Below are 18,075 nucleotides of genomic sequence, written 5' to 3' on the forward strand. Positions count from 1 at the left end.
CCGGGTGTGACCGCGTTCTCGCAGGTCGCAGGCTCCCAGTGGTTGACCGGCCGTTCACGGGATCGTAAGCTGATCCCTGGCGCAAACGCGTCGCAGTCGTGTCCCCGGTGTGCACCGCGCGACCGCATCTCCCGCTCTCGGGCGGTCGACGGTCGCAGGTCCGCGGTTCGCTCCGAGCGGGGCGCATGACTCATGAGCAGAACTCACAAGATGGAGCAGTGACGTGGTGTACGCAATCGTCCGCGCAGGCGGTCGTCAGGAGAAGGTGTCGGTCGGCGACACCATCGTGATCAACCGCGTGGCCGGCGAGACGGGCGACAGCATCGAGCTCGCTCCCGTGCTGCTGGTCGACGGCGACAAGGTGACCTCCGCCCAGGCCGATCTGGCCAAGGTGACGGTCTCCGCCGAGAAGGTCGAGGATCTCCGCGGCCCGAAGATCCGCATCCTCAAGTACAAGAACAAGACGGGCTACAAGAAGCGCCAGGGCCACCGCCAGGAGCTCACGCGCCTCAAGATCACCGGCATCGCCTGATCACCCCCAGAGACGTCTGAAGACTCGAGAGAAGGTCATCCCTCATGGCACATAAGAAGGGCGCAAGCTCCTCCAAGAACGGTCGCGACTCGAACGCCCAGCGCCTCGGCGTGAAGCGCTTCGGAGGCCAGGTCGTCGGCGCCGGCGAGATCCTCATCCGCCAGCGCGGCACCTCGATCCACCCCGGTGACGGCGTGGGTCGTGGCAAGGACGACACCCTGTTCGCGCTCACCGCGGGCACCGTCCAGTTCGGTCGCAAGCGCGACCGTCGCGTGGTCAGCGTCGTCGAGACCGCCTGACTCACCCGTCCCGGCCCGCCGGGACACCCAGCGTTCCCACGAGGGGCGGAGCCGACCGTGCTCCGCCCCTCGCGGCATCCCACCCCAGCAGCAGGGAGATCCCACCCATGGCCACCTTCGTCGATCGCGTCGTCCTCCAGGTCGTCGCCGGGTCCGGCGGCCACGGCGCCGCCTCCATCCGGCGTGAGAAGTTCAAGCCCCTCGCGGGCCCCGACGGCGCCAACGGCGGCCGCGGCGGCGACGTGATCCTCGAGGTCGACGCCTCGACCACGACCCTGCTGAGCTACCACCACAAGCCCCACCAGCGCGCGACGGGCGGCCACTTCGGCATGGGCGACCTGCGTCACGGGGCCCGCGGCGAGGACCTCATCCTCCCCGTGCCCGACGGCACCGTGGTGAGCGACGACCAGGGCCGCGTGCTCGCGGACATGGTCGGCATCGGCACCCGCTTCATCGCCGCCCGTGGCGGCAACGGCGGCCTCGGCAACGCGGCCCTCGCCTCGAAGCAGCGCAAGGCCCCGGGCTTCGCCCTGCTCGGCGAGCCCGGCCAGGAGCGCACCCTCACCCTCGAGCTGAAGTCCGTGGCGGACGTCGCCCTCGTCGGCTTCCCGAGCGCCGGCAAGTCCTCGCTCATCGCCGCGATGAGCGCGGCCCGGCCGAAGATCGCCGACTACCCCTTCACCACCCTGGTCCCGAACCTCGGTGTGGTCGAGGCGGGGGACCACCGCTACACGATCGCCGATGTGCCCGGGCTGATCCCCGGCGCGAGCGAGGGCAAGGGCCTGGGCCTGGACTTCCTCCGCCACATCGAGCGCTGCCACGTGATCGTGCACGTCCTGGACGCGGCGACGATGGAGACGGACCGCGACCCCGTCGGCGACCTCGAGACCATCGAGGCGGAGCTGCGCGCCTACGACGCCGAGCTGCCGCTGATGGACCGCCCCTCCGTGATCGTGCTGAACAAGACCGACCTCCCCGACGGCGAGGACATGAGCGAGATGGTCCGTGACCGCCTCGCCGAGCGCGGGGTGCCGGTGCTCGAGGTCTCGGCCGTCTCCCGCAAGGGCCTGCGTGAGCTGTCCTTCGTGCTCGGCGATCTGGTCGAGCAGGCACGGGCGGCGCTGCCCGCCGCTCCGGTGGCCCCGATCGTGCTGACCCCGGAGGCCGTGGACGCGGAGGAGTTCCGTGTGGTCACCGAGCAGTACGACGGCGCGACCGCCTACCGCGTGCGCGGAGACAAGCCTGAGCGCTGGGTGCGCCAGACCGACTTCACCAACGACGAGGCCGTCGGCTTCCTCGCCGATCGCCTCGCGAAGCTCGGCGTCGAGGAGAAGCTCTTCGCCGCCGGCGCGGTCGCCGGCTCGGCCGTGATCATCGGTCCTGGACAGGACGCCGTGGTCTTCGACTGGGAGCCCACAATGGTGGGCGGCGCCGAGCTGCTCGGCGCCCGCGGCTCGGACCGCCGGCTGGAGGACCACCACCGCCCCACGCGCGATCAGAAGCGCGAGGAGCAGAAGGAGCGCACCGCCTCCCGCCTGGCCCGTCTCTCGGCGATGGAGGAGGAGCGCCGCGCCGGCCACTGGGCCGATCCGACGATCGACGACGAGGAGAACTGACCATGGTCACCGTCCCCGCGGAGCCGCATCAGCCGGCGCGTCTGCTCGCGCGCACCGACATCCCCGGACCGCGCCGCGCGGTGGTCAAGATCGGCTCCTCGAGCCTCACCCGCGCCGACGGGCACCTGGACGAGACGGCGCTGCGCCTCATCGCCGACCAGGTCGCCGAGCTCCTGCGCCGGGACTGGGACGTGGTGCTGGTGTCCTCCGGCGCGATCGCCGCGGCGCTCGGCCCGCTGGGACTCGAGACGCGTCCCCGGGACGTGCCCACCCAGCAGGCCTGCGCGGCAGTCGGCCAGACCCTGCTCGCGACCGCCTGGGCGGCGGCCTTCGGTGCCCATGGCCGCCGTTCGGGACAGCTGCTGCTCACCGAGGCCGACGTGATCCGCCCCGACACCTATCGCAACGTGCGCTCGGCCCTCGAGGCGATGCTCGCCATGGGCGTCATCCCGGTGATCAACGAGAACGACACCACGGCCACCCACGAGATCCGCTTCGGCGACAACGACCGCCTGGCCGCGCTCGTCGCCCAGCTGCTCGGCGCGGACCTGCTGGTGCTGCTCACCGACGTCGACGGGCTGTACACCAAGAACCCCGCCGACCCCGATGCCGAGCGGATCAGCGTGGTCGACGACTTCGCCGCCCTCGTGGATGTCAAGGTCGGCTCGGTCGGCTCGAAGGTCGGCACGGGCGGGATGGTCACCAAGCTCGACGCCGCCCACCACGCCGCGACGACCGGCACCGCCACCGTGCTCACCCGCGCCTCCCGCTTCGGCGAAGCGGTCAGCGGGAAGGACGTCGGCACCTTCTTCCCGGCGCAGACCGGCCGGCGCCGCTCGCGCCTGGTGTGGCTGCGGTACGCGACCCGCGGTGCGGGCACCCTGCGCCTGGACGAGGGCGCGGCCGCCGCGATCAGCTCGCGCCGACGCTCGCTCCTCGCAGTGGGGATCACCGCCGTGGCCGGCGCCTTCTCCGCCGGGGTGCCGGTCGACCTCGCCGCGCCCGACGGCACCGTGATCGCTCGCGGCCTCGTCGCCTACGGGAGCGAGGACCTGCGGGTCATGGCCGGGCTGACCACCGCGGAGCTGCGGGAGCGGCTCGGGGAGAACTACGGCCGCTCCGTGGTGCATCGCGATGCGATGGTCATCCTCGGCTCCCCGTTGCGCCCCACCGACGCGAGCGCCTGAGGTTCAGGCTTCGGGGAGGACCACGCCGGGGGAGCGGTCCCCGCGGGCGGCTCGGCTCGTGCGGACCCGCTCGATGATCAGGCCCACCAGCAGCGCGAAGCCGACGCCGAGCAGCACGCCCAGCAGCGGCTGGTCGCGGAAGGCGAGCCCGCCGATCATGCCGATCCCGACGTTGTAGAGCGCCCAGGCCGAACCGGCTAGCAGCGCCCAGGCCACGAACCGCCAGCGCGGGTAATGGACCATGCCCGAGGCGAGCGAGGTCGCGGTGCGGCCGCCCGGGATGAAGCGGGCGCCGACGATCAGCATGCCGCCTCGGCTGAGCAGGCCCCGCTCGGCCCAGGCGAAGAGCTTCTCCCCGGCCTGGAACCGACGTAGGCGCTGGGCGAGGGGCCCGGCGCGTCGACCCAGGTGGTGCGCCGTGACATCGCCGATCAGGGCGCCCGCGACCGTCGCGGCCAGCAGCCACCAGGCCTCGGGGGAGGACTGCACCACGGCGTAGGCCCCCGCCGTGATCACCACGGTCTCGCCCGGCATGACCGGGAGCACGGAGTCGATCGCCACCACCGTGAGCACGACGAGGTAGAGCCATGGCGACGCCATGACCACGTCGAGCAGGTGCATCACGGAGTCCATCGACCAGACGCTACGGACCCCACCTGGGGGAACCCTCGTAGACTCCCCGCATGGACGCTGAGACCCTCGTGACCGACGCCGCCCGTGCTGCGAAGCGCGCCCAGCCGCAGCTCGCGCGCCTGCACCGGGACCGCAAGGACACGGTCCTGCTCGCCATGGCGGACGCCCTGGTCGCCCGCGCGGACGAGATCACCGCCGCCAACGCGCTGGACCTCGCGGCCGCCGACGACTCCGGGATGGCCGCGGGCCTGCGGGACCGCCTCGCCCTGGATCCGCAGCGGGTGGCGAGCATCGCCCAGCAGCTGCGCGACGCCGCCGCCCTCCCCGATCCGGTCGGGGAGGTGATCCGGGGCTCCGTGCTCGCCAACGGGCTCGAGCTGCGCGAGGTGCGGGTCCCGCTCGGCGTGGTCGGCATGGTCTACGAGGCCCGGCCCAATGTCACCGTCGACGCCGCGGGCCTCGCCCTGAAGTCCGGCAATGCCGTCGTGCTCCGCGGCGGCTCCGCCGCGCTCCACTCCAACACGGCGCTGATCGCCGTGCTGCGCTCGGTGCTCGCCGAGCACGGCCTGCCGGAGGACCTGGTCGTCGGGATCGACGAGCACGGCCGCGAGGGGGTGGACGTGCTGATGCGCGCCCGCGGCCTGGTGGACGTGCTGATCCCGCGCGGCGGGGCGGGCCTGATCCGTCGCGTCGTCGAGAACTCCCTCGTGCCCGTCATCGAGACCGGCACCGGCAACACCCACGTGCTGGTCGACGCGAGCGCCGACCTGGACCAGGCCGAGGCGATCGTGCTGAACGCGAAGACGCAGCGGATCGGCGTGTGCAACGCGCTCGAGACCCTGCTGGTCCACCGCGGGATCGCCGAGCAGGCTCTGCCCCGCCTCGGCACCGCCCTCGTCGGCGCCGGCGTGACCCTGCACGCGGATCCCGCCGCCCGCGAGATCCTCGCCACGGCGGGCGTGGAGTCCACCCCGGCCGAGCCCGCGGACTGGGACACCGAGTACCTCTCCCTCGACCTCGCCGTCGCGGTGGTGGAGGACCTCGACGCGGCTCTCGAGCACATCCGCGAGCACTCCACCGGGCACACCGAGTCGATCCTGACCAGCGATCTGCCCAGCCAGCAGCGCTTCCTCGCCGAGGTCGACTCCGCCGTGGTGATGGCGAACGCCTCGACCCGCTTCGCCGATGGCGGGGAGTTCGGGTTCGGCGCCGAGATCGGCATCTCCACCCAGAAGCTCCACGCCCGCGGGCCGATGGGGTTGACGGAGCTCACGACCGGGAAGTGGATCGTCGTGGGACAGGGGCACGTGCGCCCGTGAGGCCTGGCGGTTGTGGGATGATGGCCCGGTCCACCATGGAAAGGCCCCGTTCACAATGATCGACCAGCTCCTGATCCTCGCCGAAGCCGGCTCGCATTCCGCCGAGGGCGGTCTTCCCCCGGCCGTGATCGGCCTGGGCATGTTCGTCTCCCTGATGATCCTGCTCGGCGTGACCCTGCTGACCGGCGGTCTCAACCAGCGCAAGCGGTCCGGGGAGAACGACCACTCCGGCGATCACTGAGCGCGTGGAGCTGCAGCGCCGACGCATCGGCGTGATGGGTGGGACCTTCGATCCGATCCATCACGGGCACCTGGTCGCGGCCAGCGAGGTGCAGAGCGTCTTCGGCCTCGATGAGGTGGTCTTCGTCCCCACCGGTCGTCCTTGGCAGAAGGCGGATCGGGACATCTCCGATCCCGAGCACCGTTACCTGATGACCGTCGTCGCGACGGCCGCGAACCCCGTGTTCACGGTCTCCCGGGTCGACATCGACCGGCCCGGCTCCACGTACACCATCGACACCCTGCACGACCTGCGCCGCCAGCATACCGACGCGGACCTCTTCTTCATCACCGGCGCCGACGCGCTGCAGTCCATCCTCACCTGGAAGGACTCCGAGGAGATCTTCTCCCTCGCGCATTTCGTCGGCGTGACCCGGCCTGGCCACGAGCTGGACACCGAGGGGCTGCCGGCCGACGGGGTGACCCTCATCGAGGTGCCGGCGATGGCGATCAGCTCGACCGCGTGCCGCGAGCGGGTCGCCGCCGGTGCGCCCGTCTGGTACCTCGTGCCCGACGGGGTGGTGCAGTACATCAACAAGTACGCCCTCTACACAGGAGGTGACCGCGATGACCGAGTCGGAGACGACTGAGAGCGCACCGCGCCACGGCCGGCGCGCCCGCGCGCTGCCGCCCGAGGAGATCACCGGCCCCGTCGCTGTGACGGCCGCCCCGGGGATCCGGGGAGCGGTCGCCGCGCCGACGGCCGACGCCCCCCTGCCGACCCTGCGCAAGTTCGGCCGCCGCGCCCGCATCATCGAGCTGAGCGAGGCGACCGAGCCCGCGCCGAGCGCGCCCGTCGAGGGGTCCGCGGCGGATGACTCCGGGTCGGGGCAGACGGCGGGTGCTGAGTCGACGAGGACGACCGTCGTCATCGACCGCGACAAGGACGGCGTGGAGCTCGGCGAGCTCTCCGTCTCCGAGGCGCCCGATCCGCGCCCCGCGCCCCGCTTCGAGGGGCAGGTGCTGCACCGCCCCGAACGCTCGGGCGGTCGCCCGCTGCTGTGGCTGGTGTGGATCCTCATCGCCCTGGCCCTGGTGGCCCTCGTGGTCCTGCTGCTGACCGGCATCATCGGGCCCGCCCAGGCGCAGGCCCTCGCCGGGCTGCTGCCCGTGCATCCGATCGACCCGTCCCTCGTCCCGCCCCTCCTGGAGGAAGCATCCGCGTGAGCGCCCCCGAAGAGTCCCTCGATCTCGCCCGCGTGGCCGGCCAGGCCGCCGCCGACAAGCTCGCGGCGGAGGTGATCGGCCTCGACGTCTCCGAGCAGGTCGTGATCACCGACGTCTTCCTGGTGTGCAGCGGCGACTCCGAGCGGCAGGTCTCCGCGATCGTCGACGGCGTCGAGGAGGAGCTGCTGAAGCAGCGCCGCCGCAAGCCCCTGCGCCGCGAGGGGGAGCGCGACGCCCGCTGGGTGCTGCTCGACTACGGCGACATCGTCGTGCACGTCCAGCACGCGGAGGACCGCGCCTTCTACGCTCTCGAGCGGCTGTGGCGCGACGCCCCCGTGATCGATCTGCAGATCGACGCGGATCGCGGGGAATGAGCTCCGCCGCCCCGACGCGGCTGGTGCTGGTGCGGCACGGCCAGACGGACTACAACCGCGACGGCCGCCTGCAGGGGCAGGTCGACATCCCCCTGAACGAGACCGGTCGCACGCAGGCACGAGCGGTCGCACGCGCCGTCGCCCAGAACCCGCCCGATCTGATCCTCGCGTCCCCGCTCGGCCGCGCGCTCGAGACGGCGCGGACCATCGGCGAGGCGTGCGGACTCCCGGTGAGCACCGACCAGGCGCTCGTCGAGCGCGGCTTCGGACAGTGGGAGGGCCTGCACAGCGATGCGATCCGCGCCCGCTGGCCGCAGCAGCTCGCCGACCACCGCGAGCACCGCCGCGTCGACGGGCTCGGCATCGAGACCCGTGAGGCGGTCGCCGAGCGCTTCGCCGACTGCTGCCGCAGACTCGTGGGGGAGAACCCCGGGCGGACCGTCCTGATCGTCGCCCACGGCGCCGCGATCACCCTCGGCATCACCGAGCTGCTCGGCCTGCACACCTCCGAGTTCCGCGGCCTCGCCGGCCTCGAGAACTGTCACCGCTCGGTGCTCGAGCCGCTCTCCGCGGACCCCGAGGGGCAACGGATGAGGTTGCTGTCACACAACCTCAGTCCCGATTTCACCTAAGTCCAGGGACGATGTAATATCGACGAGTCGCCTCGAGGGGCGGCACCGACGTGGTGCGAGAGCACCGCACGGGGCTATGGCGCAGTTGGTAGCGCGCTTCCATGGCATGGAAGAGGTCAGGGGTTCGAATCCCCTTAGCTCCACCCACGACGAAGGCCCGAGCCACCTCCGCAACATGCGGAGCGAGGTTCGGGCCTTTTGCGTTGCGCCCGGGGCTGGGTCTGCCGTGCTCCGGCGCCTCGGCCGTGCTTCGGGAGGGATTGATGCGAGGTTCGGGCCTTTTGCGTTGTGTCGGGAGTGGGGTCTGCCGTGCCTAGTCGCCGACTGCTGCCTGCGAACCGCTTCCGCCCTCAGAGTCCGGTCTATATGCAGCACTCGGTGCCGGTGTAGCTGTCGGGGTCTGCCGCTCCCGCCATGTCGAGATCCCCGAGGCGGCGCACTACCCGAATCTCGAGGCGCCGGAGCGGTTCACGGGGGAGGTGCTCCGGGTCCTCGACGCACTCTGAGCTTCCCCTCCTCGACGATCAGCCCGTGCAGCTCCGCGAGCTCCGGCACCGTGAAGGCCGCCGCCGCGAGCGCGGGGCGGATCGCCCGGGCGAACGCCCGGTACGAGGCGGGCACTTCGGCGCCCCTCTCGCGGAGGACGCGCCGGGCGTACTCGTCGCACAGGAAGGCGGGCCGACGGAAGCAGTAGAGCGAGATCGCGTCGGCCGTCTCCTCGCCGATGCCCTCGACGCCCAGCAGCTCGCGGCGCAGCGCCGCGTCGTCCAGCACATCGACCTCGTCGGCGCGGGTGTGCCACCAAATGGCGAGCGCCTGGACGCGCCGCGGCTTGGTGCGCGGGAAGCCCGCGGGCCGCACGAGCGCGCGCACCGTCTCCTCGTCGGCCGCAGCGAGCGGGGCGGCATCCCGGAGACCCGCGACGGCGAGCGCGGAGAGCGCCGTGGCGGCCTGCTCCCAGCGGCTGCGCTGGACCAGCACCGCGCCGAGCGCGATCTCGAAGGGATCCTCCCCGGGCCACCACCTGCCCTGCGGGCCGTGGCGCAAGAGCAGCTCCCGCTGCAGGTCCCGGAGGTCGATCACGCCTCGTAGGCTGTCACGTCCGCCGCCTCGATCGCCAGCCGCACCGCGGTGCCCGGCACCAGATGACGGCGGGCGGCCTCTTGGGGAGGGAGGTCGGCGGCGAGGTCCTCGGTCTGCACCCGCACTAGGTCCCCGCGCGGAGCGAGGCTCTGTACGGTCCGTGGCAGTCCGCCGTCCTCGACGAGCCGCACCGCGGCGGGGCGGAAGGCGGCGAGGACCGGCGTGCCCGGGACGAACCCACAACGGGCGGAGAGGCCCTCGCCGCCCTCGAGCGCCACGCGACTCCCGTCCCAGGTGCCGCTGACCAGGTTCAGCCCGGCGAAACGGGCCGCGAAGGCCGTACGGGGGCGGGCGAGCAGCTCGACCGTCGGCCCCTGCTCCCGGACCGTGCCCTGATCCAGCACGATGACGCGGTCGGCGAGGGTGAGCACGTCGAGCACGTCGTGGCTGACGATCAGCGCGGTCCGCTCGGCGAGGAAGTCGCGCAGCTGCTCGCGGAGCGTCGGCGCGACATCGACGTCGAGCGCCGCCATCGGCTCGTCCAGCAGCAGCAGCTGGGGATCCGCGGCGAGGGCGCGGGCGATCGCGACCCGCTGCGCCTGCCCGCCGGACAGCTGCGTCGGCCGACGCCCCGCGAGCGCACCGATCCCCAGTTCGTCCAGCCAGCGATGGGATTCCTGCCGCGCCCGCGACCGCGCCATCCCCTGGGAGCGCAGGGCGAAGCGGATGTTGCCCGCCGCGGTGAGATGCGGGAAGAGCACCGGGTCCTGTCCGAGGGTCGTCACCCGGCGTCGGTGCGGCGGGACCCACGCGCGGGGCCCCGAGAGGATCCGTCCGTCGAGCGCTACCTCGCCGGAGGACGGGCGGAGGGTGCCCGCGACGAGGGCGAGAGCCGTCGACTTCCCCGCCCCGTTCGGACCGATCAGCGCGACGGTCTCCCCGGCGGCGACCTCGATCTCCAGGTCCACCCTGCGCTCGGCGACCGCGGCGCGCAGCGACAGGCTCATGCCGCACTCCGTCGGTGTGCGAGGGCGATGACCACGATCGCGACCAGGATCAGCAGGAAGGACAGCGCGACGGCCGCCGCGGGGTCGCTCTCGCGCTGGAGGTAGATCTCGAGCGGCAGGGTCCGGGTGGTGCCCTGCAGCGAGCCGGCCACCGTGATCGTCGCCCCGAATTCGCCGAGCGCCCGGGCGAAGGACAGCACGGTCCCGGAGCCGAGGGCGGGCAGCACGAGCGGCAGCGTGATGTGGGTGAGGACGCGCGTGGGCCGCGCGCCGAGAGACGCGGCGGCCTGCTCGTAACGGGTCCCCGCCGTGCGCAGCGCCCCCTCGAGGCTCAGCACCAGGAAGGGCAGCGCCACGAAGGTCTGGGCGAGCACCACGGCGGTGGTGGAGAAGGCGATCTGCACCCCCAGCACCTCGAGGTGCCGGCCCAGCAGACCCTGCCGGCCGACGGTGTAGAGCAGCGCGATGCCGCCCACCACGGGCGGGAGCACCAGTGGGATCAGCACGAGCGAGCGCAGCAGCGACAGCCCGCGGAATCTCGACCGGGCCAGCAGCAGAGCCATCGGCACCCCCAGCAGCACGCACAGCACCGCGGTGGTGAGCGAGGTCTGCAGGCTCAGCCGCAGCGCCGCGAGCGAGGACTCCGAGGTGATCAGCGCCCAGTACCCGGTCCACTCCACCCGGCTCGCGAGCGCGAGGAGCGGCACGAGCACGAACAGCCCGCCGAGGACAGCGGGAATCAGGACCCAGCGGGGGAGGGAGCTCATGCGCCGCCGAAGCCGTACTCGGCGAGGACCGACTGCCCCGCCTCACCGGTCACGAGGTCGATGAACTCCTGGCCCAGCTCGGCATGCGCCGCGTCCTTCACGGCGGTGATCGGGTAGACGTTCACCGCCTCCGAAGCCTCCGGGAAGGCGATGCCCTCCACCGCGTCCCCGGCCTTCTGGACGTCGGTCACGTAGACCAGGCCCGCATCCGCCTCGCCGCTCGTGACCTTGTTCAGGACGTCGGTGACGGACTGCTCCTCGCTCACGGGGGCGAACGCGAGACCGGCCGCCTGCTCGACCGTCTCGGTCGCGGCGCCGCACGGCACCTCCGGCGCGCACACCACGAGGTTCAGCCCCTCCTCGGTGAGGGAGGTCAGATCGGTGACGCCCCCGGGGTTCCCGGCCGGGACGGCGATCATCAGGGTGTTCGTCGTGAAGTCGACGGGATCGGCGGCCTCGAGCCCGGCGTCGGTGAGCTTGGCCATGTTCCGTTCGTCGGCGGAGGCGAAGACGTCCGCCGGGGCGCCCTGCTGGATCTGCTCGACGAGGGTCGACGAGCCGGCAAAGTTGAACTCGACCGTGACCCCCTCGTGCTCGGCCTCGAACCGCTCCCCGAGCTCCTCGAAGGGCGCCTGCAGCGAGGCGGCGGCGAAGACCTGCAGGGTGACCGGGTCCCCGGCCGTGCCGCCGCCGTCCGAGCCGGAGCTGTCCGTCGCGCCGCTCGTACAGCCGGTCGCGAGCAGGAGCAGGGCGGCAGCGGCCGCGATCAGGCGGACGGGGGATCTCATGCGATCCCTTCCTCGACGGCGGGGGCCGGGCGAACCGGCACGGGGTCGGTCTCGATGACGACCTGGGTGGCCTTGACGACGGCGCTCGCGACCCGGCCGGGCTCGAGTCCCAGCTCCCGGGCGGCCTCGCTGCTCATCAGCGAGACCACCCGGAAGGGTCCGCACTGCAGCTCCACCTGGGCCATCACGGTGTCCAGGACGACGCGGGTGACGAGGCCGGTGAAGCGGTTGCGCGCCGAGGACGCGGTCTGCCCGTGCAGCTCGGGGGTCACGGCCATCTCCCGGGCGAGCCGCGCGACCTCCGTGCCCTCGAGCACCCGGCGCCCGGCGGCGTCGCTGCCCGCCGCGATCGTGCCCTTCTCGATCCAACGGCGCAGCGTGTCCTCGCTGATTCCGAGGAAGGTGGCCGCCTCGCGTACCCGCAATTGCGTCATGAAGGGCAGTATAGGCCCGCAGGTGCGGCGAACCACGGGCCGACGGTCCTCGAGGCGCGGTGGGATTCCCCGCGGCGCGAACGGTGCGGACCGTGAGCGGTGCGGTGATCCGGCGGATCAGCCGGCCAGCAGCACGCCCGCGAGGCCGATACCGGCGACCAGCAGCGTCGAGAGGGCGGCGAGGGCGACGGGCCGGCCGCCCACCTGCAGCAGCCGCCGCCATCGCACCCCGGTCCCAAGGGCGAACATCGCCGCGGCCAGCAGCAGGGTCTGCAGGAACGAGCCGGCCTCGAGTGCGACCGACGGCAGCGGGACGATCGAGCGCAGCGCCACCATCGCCAGGAAGCCGAGCACGAACAGCGGAACCAGCGGAGGCCGCGTCCCGTCGGCCCGCCCCGCACGGCGCTGCTGGAGGCTGAGCACCGCCATCACCGGGGCGAGCATCACCACCCGGGCGAGCTTGACCACGACCGCCACGGCGAGCGCGCCGCCGCCGAGGGCGCCGCCCGCGGCGACCACCTGGGCCACCTCGTGGATCGAGGCCCCGGCCCAGCGACCCGCCGTGCCGGGTGCCAGATGCAGGAGCGCGGCGAGGGCCGGCACCGCCGCGATCATCACCGTCCCGCACAGCACCACGAGCGCGATCGCGGTGATCGTGCGCTCCTCGTGCTCGTCCTCGGGATCGGTCACCCCGGCGGCCGCGGCCACGGCGGCGGCCCCGCAGATCGAGAAGCCGCAGGCGATCAGCAGCGTCAGCCCGCGCTCCACGCCGAGCAGCCGGCCGAGCCCCACCGTGCCGAGGATCCCCACGGTTACGACAGCGAGGACCACCAGCAGCATCGGGGCGCCGAGGGCGAGGAGGTCGCCGAGGGCGACCTGCAGCCCGAGCAGCACGATCCCGACCCGCAGCAGGTGCTTCGCGGCGAAGGAGAGACCGGGCGCGAGGGTCTCCGGGAGGGAGGTGGCGTTGGCCAGCACGATGCCGACGACGATCGCGACCACCAGCGCGCTCACCCCGGGCAGCAGCGGGGCGAGCAGCATCGACCCTCCCGCGACGCCCAGGGCGAGCAGCAGACCGGGGGTGATCCTCCGCAGATCCCCCGCGGCACGGGACGGGCGTTGCTCCCGGGTGTCGGCGGCCGGGGCGGCGGGGGAGAGGGTCTCGGGCATGTGTCCCACTGTGTCGGCGGGAGAACGCCCCCGGTAGAGAGCAGTTCGCGAGCGGGGCATATGATTCTGATATGCCTGAGGTGCCCTCCCGACTTCCGAACCTCGCCTCCCTGCAGCTCTTCCTCGCCGTGGTCGACGAGGGCGGCCTTGGGGCGGGTGCTCGGCGCCTCGGCCTCCACCAGCCCAATGCCAGCCGGGTCATCGCCCAGCTCGAGGCCGAGGCCGGCACCGCGCTCCTCGAGCGCGACCCCCGCGGCTCCCGCCCCACCTCCGCCGGACTGCTCTACGCCGCCCACGCCCGGGAACTGATCGCGGCGGCGGACGAGTTCTCGGCCTGGCTGCGGCACAGCCGCGACGAGGAGTCCCGGGAGCTGCAGGTGGGCGTCAGCATGACCATCGCCGAGCACCTCCTGCCCGCCTGGCTCGCCGAGCTGCGGCGCCGCAGCCCTCGGGTGCGGGTCGACCTCGAGGTGCTGAACTCCACCGGGGTCCTCGCCGGCATCCATGACGGCCACCTGCAGATCGGATTCGTCGAGACCCCGCACGTGCCCCGCACCGTGCACGCGCTCATGCTGCGCGAGGACGAGCTGGTGGTGGTCGTCGCGCCCGATCACCCCTGGGCCGCCCGCGAGGAGCCGCTGGCGCTCGCGGAGCTGGCCGCCACACCGCTGGTGGTGCGCGAGGGCGGCTCCGGCACCCGCGACGCCTTCGAGGAGCTGGTCCCCGCCGCTGCCCGCACCGACCCCGTCCAGGAGCTCGGCAGCAACGCCGCGGTGCGCATCGCCGTCGCCTCCGGCGCCGGACCCGCTGTGCTCTCGATGCTCGCCGTCCGCGACGCCCTCGGCTCCGGGCAGCTCCACCGCGTGCCCGTCGGCGGTGCCCGCCTGCGCCGCCCCCTGACCGCCGTGTGGAAGGGACCGCGCCGCCTCAGCGGCCCGGCCGCCGACCTCCTCGACGTCGCCACCTCGCCGCCTGCCCAGAAGAGCTGACATGCCGATCCTCACCCGCACCTCCCAGCAGCCCGAGCTGCCCCGCCGCGGCGCCGTCTGGTCCCTCGACGGCCACGAGCGGGAGCTCGACGCCAATCTCATCCGCCTGCCCGCCGGGGACGAGATCCCCGTCCACCTCGGCGCGGAGGTCGACACCTTGATCCACGTCGTCCGGGGCTCCGGCGTGCTCGTCACCGAGGACGGCGAGGAGCCGCTCGCCCCCGGCGACCTCGCGCTGCTGTCGCGCCGCACCCGCCGCGGGTTCCGGGCCGGGGCCGACGGCCTTGAGTACCTCACCGTGCACCGCCGCCGGCAGGCGCTGCGCATCGGTCGGCGCGAGGACCTGCCCGCACCTGGGGCAGACTGACCCCATGGCAGAGATCCACGACCCCCGCATCGCCGTCTACCTCGACTTCGACAACATCGTCATGTCCTGGTACGACCGGGTCCACGGACGCAACGCGTACAGCCGCGACCGACAGAGGATCGCCGAGGACCCCACCGCCCCCGAGATCGCCGAGCGGCTCGCCGCCGCGACCGTCGATGTCGGCGCGATCATCGACTTCGCCGCCTCCTACGGCACCGTCATGCTCACCCGCGCCTACGCCGACTGGTCCTCCCCGGTCAACGCCGAGTACCGCGACCAGCTGGTCTCCCGCGCCGTCGACCTGGTCCAGCTCTTCCCCGCCGCCGCCTACGCGAAGAACGGCGCCGACATCCGCCTCGCCGTCGACACCGTCGAGGACATGTTCCGCACCCCCGACCTCACCCACGTGGTCATCGTCGCGGGCGACTCCGACTACGTCCCCCTCGCCCAGCGCTGCCGACGCCTCGGCCGCTACGTGGTCGCCATGGGCGTGGCCGGCTCGACCGCGAAGTCCCTCGCCGCCGCCTGCGACGAGTTCGAGTCCTACGACAACCTGCCCGGGGTCCAGCTCACCGGCACCGAGCGCTCCGGCCCCTCCCGTCGGCGTCGCCGCGCGACGCCCGAGCCCGCCGCGAGCCCCCGGACCAGCGAGGACGCCACGGCCCCGGCGGAGGAGCCGGCCGAGGACGATCCCCATGCCGTCGCCGCCGCCCTCCTCGAGCGCGCCCTCGAGCTCGGCGACCGCGGTGACGGGGAGTGGCTGCACTCCTCCGCCGTGAAGACCCACATGCGCCGCATGGACCCGAGCTTCAGCGAGAAGGCCCTCGGCCACCGCAGCTTCTCCGACTTCCTCAAGGCCAACGCCGACATCGCCGTGCTCGAGGAGACGGGGCACGAGCGCCTCGTCCGCGCGAAGGACTGATCCGATGGCCGACCAGCACACCCACCTCGCCGCCGACGGCCCCGCGCCGCTGCTCTCGACCGCCCTCTCCGGCCGCCGCATCGTCGTGGCCGTGGACCGCAAGGCCGAGGAGCTCTCCACGGCGCTGCGCCGCCACGGCGCCGAGATCGAGCACGCCCCGCCCATGTCGACCATCCCGCACATCGACGATGCGGCGCTGCTCGAGCGCAGCCGTGAGCTGATGGCCGCGCCGCCGCAGATCCTCGTCGCCCTTACCGGGATCGGCTTCCGCGGGTGGATGGAGGCGGCCGACGCGGCCGGCATCGGCGAGGGGCTGCGCACCGCGCTCGCCGGCGCCCGCATCGTCGCCCGCGGCCCGAAGGCGCGCGGCGCCGTGCAGCAGGCGGGCCTGCCCGTCTCCTGGACCGCGGAGGGCGAGGTCGCCGCCGAGGTCGCAGGCCACCTGCTCGCGGACGATCTCGCGGGGGCGCGGATCGCCGTCCAGCACCACGGCTCGGGGTCCGACGGGCTCGACGCCCTGTTCACGGAGGCGGGCGCCGAGGTGGTGAGCCTGACCGTCTATCGCTGGGGGCCGACGAAGGACGCCGCGGCGCTGCGCGCATCGGTCGAGCACGCCGGCTCCGGAACGGCCGACGCGGTCGTCTTCACCTCCGCCCCCGGTGCGCAGGCCTGGCTCGAGGACGCCGAGGCCGCCGGGATGCTGCCCGCGATCCGGGAGCGGGCCCGGGCGGGGGAGCTGCTGCTCGCCGCCGTCGGCCCCGTCACCGCCGCCCCGCTCGAGGAGCGCGAGCTGCCGAGCCTGCAGCCCGAGCGGATGCGCCTGGGGTCCCTGGTGCGCGCCGTCGTCGCGCACTACGGCGGCTCCACCAGCGAGTCCGCGTGACAGAACCTCCCTCGGGGAGGAGAATCGACCACCCGCCCGGGTGACCGAGGAGTGTGCGCCATGAACGTGTTCCTGTGGATCCTGGCCATCGTGCTGGCCGCCGCCTTCCTGGGCAGCGGCCTGATGAAGATCCTCACGCCCCGCGAGCAGCAGATCCGCCGCACCCCCTATGTCGGGGACTTCCCGCAGAGCTGGATCCGCGGGATCGGGGCGCTCGAGGTGCTCGGCGCCGTCGGTCTGATCCTCCCCGCCGTGACCGGGGTGGCGCCGCTGCTGGTCTCCGCCGCGGCGGCCGGTCTCGCGATCACCATGGTCTTCGCCGCCATGGTGCACGTGCGCCGCGGGGACGGCATCGCCGCGGCGCTGCCCGCGATCGTGCTCGCGATCGCCTCCGTGGTGCTCGCCTGGTCGCGCTTCGGGCCGTACCCGCTCTGACCCCGCGCGGCGACGGTGCAGCTCAGCGTCGGTGCAGCAGGGCGCGCAGCAGCAGCCCGGCGAGCAGCGCCCAGAAGGCGGCGCTGATCCCCGCGACCGCCACACCCGAGGCGGCGATCAGCACGGTGACGCCCGCGGGGATCTGCTCGGCGGGCTCGGCCAGCGCCGCCCGCAGCGAGGAGACGAAGGTCGAGATCAGGGCGAGCCCCGCGACCGCGGCGATCACGCCCTCGGGGGCGAGACCGATCAGCTGCGTGAACGCCGCCGCGCCGAGGCCCAGCACCACGAGCACCACCCCGTAGGTCCCGCTCGCCACCCAGCGCCGGGAGCGGTCCTCCCCGGCCTCCGGCCCCGCGGCGAGGGCCGCCGTGATCGCCGCGAGGTTCACGCCGTGCCCGCCGAGCGGCGCGCCGACGAGGGTGCCTGCCCCGGTGACCAGCATCGAGCGCCGCCACGGCACCTCATAGCCCAGCCCCCGCATCACCGCGACCCCCGGCACGTTCTGCGAGGCCATCGTGACCAGGTACAGCGGCAGGGCGATCCCCACGAGCGCCCCGGGGTCGAGCTGCGGCACCGTCAGCTCCACCCGGGGCACGAGCGCCGAGACCGGCACGCCGCCGCCCGTGCGGAGCACGGACACGACGATGACCGTCGCCGCGGCCCCGAAGGCGAGGGGAGAGGCCCAGCGCGCCGCGAGGCGCAGCGCGAGCGCCCACACGACGACCACGGGGCCGACGGCGAGCGGGTTCGCGGCGAGGCCCAGCACTGGTCCGAGGCACAGCTGCAGCAGCACCCCGGCGAGCATCGCCTGCGCGATCGACGTCGGGATCCGGCTCATCAGATGGGAGAGCGCGGGCACCAGGCCCGTCAGCAGCACCAGCACACCCACGACGCAGAAGGCCCCCACCGCGGCGGGCCAGCCGCCGTCGGCCGCCCCCGTCGTCGCGAGCAGCGCCGCGCCCGGGGTCGACCAGGCGATGGTCAGCGGCAGGCGCGACCACACCGACAGCAGGATCGAGCACAGCCCCATCAGCACGCTCACCGCGAGGAGCCCGCTCGCGGCCTGCACGGGGCTCGCGCCCACCGCCTGCAGGCCCGCGAGCACCACCACGAAGGAGCTGGTGAAGGCGACCAGACCGGCGACCACGCCGGCGGAGACGGGGCGGGCGAGGTCGGTCATGGTGCGGAGGGT

Annotated in this window: 23 protein-coding genes and 1 tRNA gene; 16 read left to right on the forward strand and 8 right to left on the reverse strand. The window is 73.3% G+C overall.

Annotation, left to right across the window (positions count from 1 at the left end; translation table 11 throughout):
- Positions 1–223: 223 nt before the first annotated feature.
- From rplU to proB, 4 genes are all read left to right on the forward strand, one after another.
- On the forward strand, positions 224–532 hold the full coding sequence (rplU, locus tag ACZCAH_RS01585; protein ID WP_329745389.1) for a 50S ribosomal protein L21: 309 nt from the start codon (positions 224–226) through the stop codon (positions 530–532).
- A 44-nt stretch (positions 533–576) separates the two neighbouring features.
- A complete protein-coding gene (gene rpmA / locus ACZCAH_RS01590; protein ID WP_329745390.1) occupies positions 577–831 on the forward strand; it encodes a 50S ribosomal protein L27 in 255 nt (84 codons plus the stop codon).
- A 107-nt stretch (positions 832–938) separates the two neighbouring features.
- On the forward strand, positions 939–2,447 hold the full coding sequence (gene obgE / locus ACZCAH_RS01595; protein ID WP_329748110.1) for a GTPase ObgE: 1,509 nt from the start codon (positions 939–941) through the stop codon (positions 2,445–2,447).
- A 2-nt stretch (positions 2,448–2,449) separates the two neighbouring features.
- Positions 2,450–3,634, forward strand: a complete 1,185-nt coding sequence (gene proB, locus ACZCAH_RS01600; RefSeq protein WP_464339404.1) for a glutamate 5-kinase — start codon at positions 2,450–2,452, stop codon at positions 3,632–3,634.
- A 3-nt stretch (positions 3,635–3,637) separates the two neighbouring features.
- Here the strand turns inward: proB and ACZCAH_RS01605 are convergent, their stop codons facing one another.
- On the reverse strand, positions 3,638–4,267 hold the full coding sequence (locus ACZCAH_RS01605; RefSeq protein WP_464339405.1) for a DedA family protein: 630 nt from the start codon (positions 4,265–4,267) through the stop codon (positions 3,638–3,640).
- A 50-nt stretch (positions 4,268–4,317) separates the two neighbouring features.
- On the opposite strand from ACZCAH_RS01605, the gene ACZCAH_RS01610 reads away from it, so the two are divergent.
- The 7 genes from ACZCAH_RS01610 (at position 4,318) to ACZCAH_RS01640 (ending at position 8,181) form a co-directional block, all read left to right on the forward strand.
- The gene (locus tag ACZCAH_RS01610) at positions 4,318–5,586 is read left to right on the forward strand and encodes a glutamate-5-semialdehyde dehydrogenase (protein ID WP_464339406.1); all 1,269 of its coding nucleotides are present in this window, start codon (positions 4,318–4,320) and stop codon (positions 5,584–5,586) included.
- Positions 5,587–5,641: 55 nt separating this feature from the next.
- Positions 5,642–5,827 carry a hypothetical protein gene (locus tag ACZCAH_RS01615; RefSeq protein WP_329745395.1) on the forward strand — a complete coding sequence of 62 codons (186 nt, stop codon included), beginning with the start codon at positions 5,642–5,644 and terminating at the stop codon, positions 5,825–5,827.
- A gap of 4 nt (positions 5,828–5,831) precedes the next feature.
- Positions 5,832–6,455 carry a nicotinate-nucleotide adenylyltransferase gene (nadD, locus tag ACZCAH_RS01620; protein ID WP_464339407.1) on the forward strand — a complete coding sequence of 208 codons (624 nt, stop codon included), beginning with the start codon at positions 5,832–5,834 and terminating at the stop codon, positions 6,453–6,455.
- Complete coding sequence (locus ACZCAH_RS01625) at positions 6,433–7,032, forward strand: hypothetical protein (protein ID WP_464339408.1); 600 nt, start codon at positions 6,433–6,435, stop codon at positions 7,030–7,032. The genes nadD and ACZCAH_RS01625 overlap by 23 nt, the downstream gene beginning before the upstream one ends.
- Complete coding sequence (gene rsfS, locus ACZCAH_RS01630; protein ID WP_329745398.1) at positions 7,029–7,406, forward strand: ribosome silencing factor; 378 nt, start codon at positions 7,029–7,031, stop codon at positions 7,404–7,406. Before ACZCAH_RS01625 ends, rsfS begins: the two co-directional genes overlap by 4 nt.
- Entirely contained in the window at positions 7,403–8,038 is a 636-nt protein-coding gene (locus tag ACZCAH_RS01635) for a histidine phosphatase family protein (RefSeq protein WP_464339409.1), read from the forward strand. Before rsfS ends, ACZCAH_RS01635 begins: the two co-directional genes overlap by 4 nt.
- A gap of 70 nt (positions 8,039–8,108) precedes the next feature.
- Positions 8,109–8,181 (forward strand) — tRNA-Ala (locus ACZCAH_RS01640).
- Positions 8,182–8,506: 325 nt separating this feature from the next.
- Here ACZCAH_RS01640 and ACZCAH_RS01645 read toward each other — a convergent pair.
- From ACZCAH_RS01645 to ACZCAH_RS01670, 6 genes are all read right to left on the reverse strand, one after another.
- Positions 8,507–9,121, reverse strand: coding sequence for an endonuclease III (locus ACZCAH_RS01645; protein WP_464339410.1), 615 nt, complete (start codon positions 9,119–9,121; stop codon positions 8,507–8,509).
- Entirely contained in the window at positions 9,118–10,128 is a 1,011-nt protein-coding gene (locus ACZCAH_RS01650) for an ABC transporter ATP-binding protein (protein ID WP_464339411.1), read from the reverse strand. Before ACZCAH_RS01650 ends, ACZCAH_RS01645 begins: the two co-directional genes overlap by 4 nt.
- The gene (locus ACZCAH_RS01655) at positions 10,125–10,895 is read right to left on the reverse strand and encodes an ABC transporter permease (RefSeq protein ID WP_464339412.1); all 771 of its coding nucleotides are present in this window, start codon (positions 10,893–10,895) and stop codon (positions 10,125–10,127) included. Before ACZCAH_RS01655 ends, ACZCAH_RS01650 begins: the two co-directional genes overlap by 4 nt.
- Complete coding sequence (modA, locus tag ACZCAH_RS01660; RefSeq protein WP_464339413.1) at positions 10,892–11,683, reverse strand: molybdate ABC transporter substrate-binding protein; 792 nt, start codon at positions 11,681–11,683, stop codon at positions 10,892–10,894. Before modA ends, ACZCAH_RS01655 begins: the two co-directional genes overlap by 4 nt.
- The gene (locus ACZCAH_RS01665) at positions 11,680–12,117 is read right to left on the reverse strand and encodes a TOBE domain-containing protein (protein ID WP_464339414.1); all 438 of its coding nucleotides are present in this window, start codon (positions 12,115–12,117) and stop codon (positions 11,680–11,682) included. The genes modA and ACZCAH_RS01665 overlap by 4 nt, the downstream gene beginning before the upstream one ends.
- A gap of 117 nt (positions 12,118–12,234) precedes the next feature.
- The gene (locus ACZCAH_RS01670; RefSeq protein ID WP_464339415.1) at positions 12,235–13,287 is read right to left on the reverse strand and encodes a YeiH family protein; all 1,053 of its coding nucleotides are present in this window, start codon (positions 13,285–13,287) and stop codon (positions 12,235–12,237) included.
- Positions 13,288–13,358: 71 nt separating this feature from the next.
- Here ACZCAH_RS01670 and ACZCAH_RS01675 point away from each other — a divergent pair, with 71 nt between their 5' ends.
- The 5 genes from ACZCAH_RS01675 to ACZCAH_RS01695 are packed head-to-tail and all read left to right on the forward strand — an operon-like array spanning position 13,359 to position 16,883.
- The gene (locus tag ACZCAH_RS01675) at positions 13,359–14,276 is read left to right on the forward strand and encodes a LysR family transcriptional regulator (protein WP_464339416.1); all 918 of its coding nucleotides are present in this window, start codon (positions 13,359–13,361) and stop codon (positions 14,274–14,276) included.
- A gap of 1 nt (position 14,277) precedes the next feature.
- Positions 14,278–14,643 (forward strand): cupin domain-containing protein, encoded by a 366-nt coding sequence (locus ACZCAH_RS01680; protein ID WP_464339417.1) that lies wholly within the window; start codon positions 14,278–14,280, stop codon positions 14,641–14,643.
- A gap of 4 nt (positions 14,644–14,647) precedes the next feature.
- The gene (locus tag ACZCAH_RS01685) at positions 14,648–15,565 is read left to right on the forward strand and encodes an NYN domain-containing protein (RefSeq protein WP_464339418.1); all 918 of its coding nucleotides are present in this window, start codon (positions 14,648–14,650) and stop codon (positions 15,563–15,565) included.
- A gap of 4 nt (positions 15,566–15,569) precedes the next feature.
- The gene (locus ACZCAH_RS01690) at positions 15,570–16,448 is read left to right on the forward strand and encodes a uroporphyrinogen-III synthase (protein ID WP_464339419.1); all 879 of its coding nucleotides are present in this window, start codon (positions 15,570–15,572) and stop codon (positions 16,446–16,448) included.
- Between the two features lie 60 nt (positions 16,449–16,508).
- Positions 16,509–16,883: a DoxX family protein gene (locus ACZCAH_RS01695; RefSeq protein WP_464339420.1), complete on the forward strand. Its 375-nt coding sequence runs from the start codon at positions 16,509–16,511 to the stop codon at positions 16,881–16,883.
- 22 nt (positions 16,884–16,905) lie between these two features.
- Here ACZCAH_RS01695 and ACZCAH_RS01700 read toward each other — a convergent pair whose 3' ends face one another.
- A complete protein-coding gene (locus ACZCAH_RS01700; protein ID WP_464339421.1) occupies positions 16,906–18,063 on the reverse strand; it encodes a benzoate/H(+) symporter BenE family transporter in 1,158 nt (385 codons plus the stop codon).
- Positions 18,064–18,075 lie beyond the last annotated feature (12 nt).

The sequence above is a fragment of the Brachybacterium sp. B718/18 genome (genome assembly GCF_055454375.1).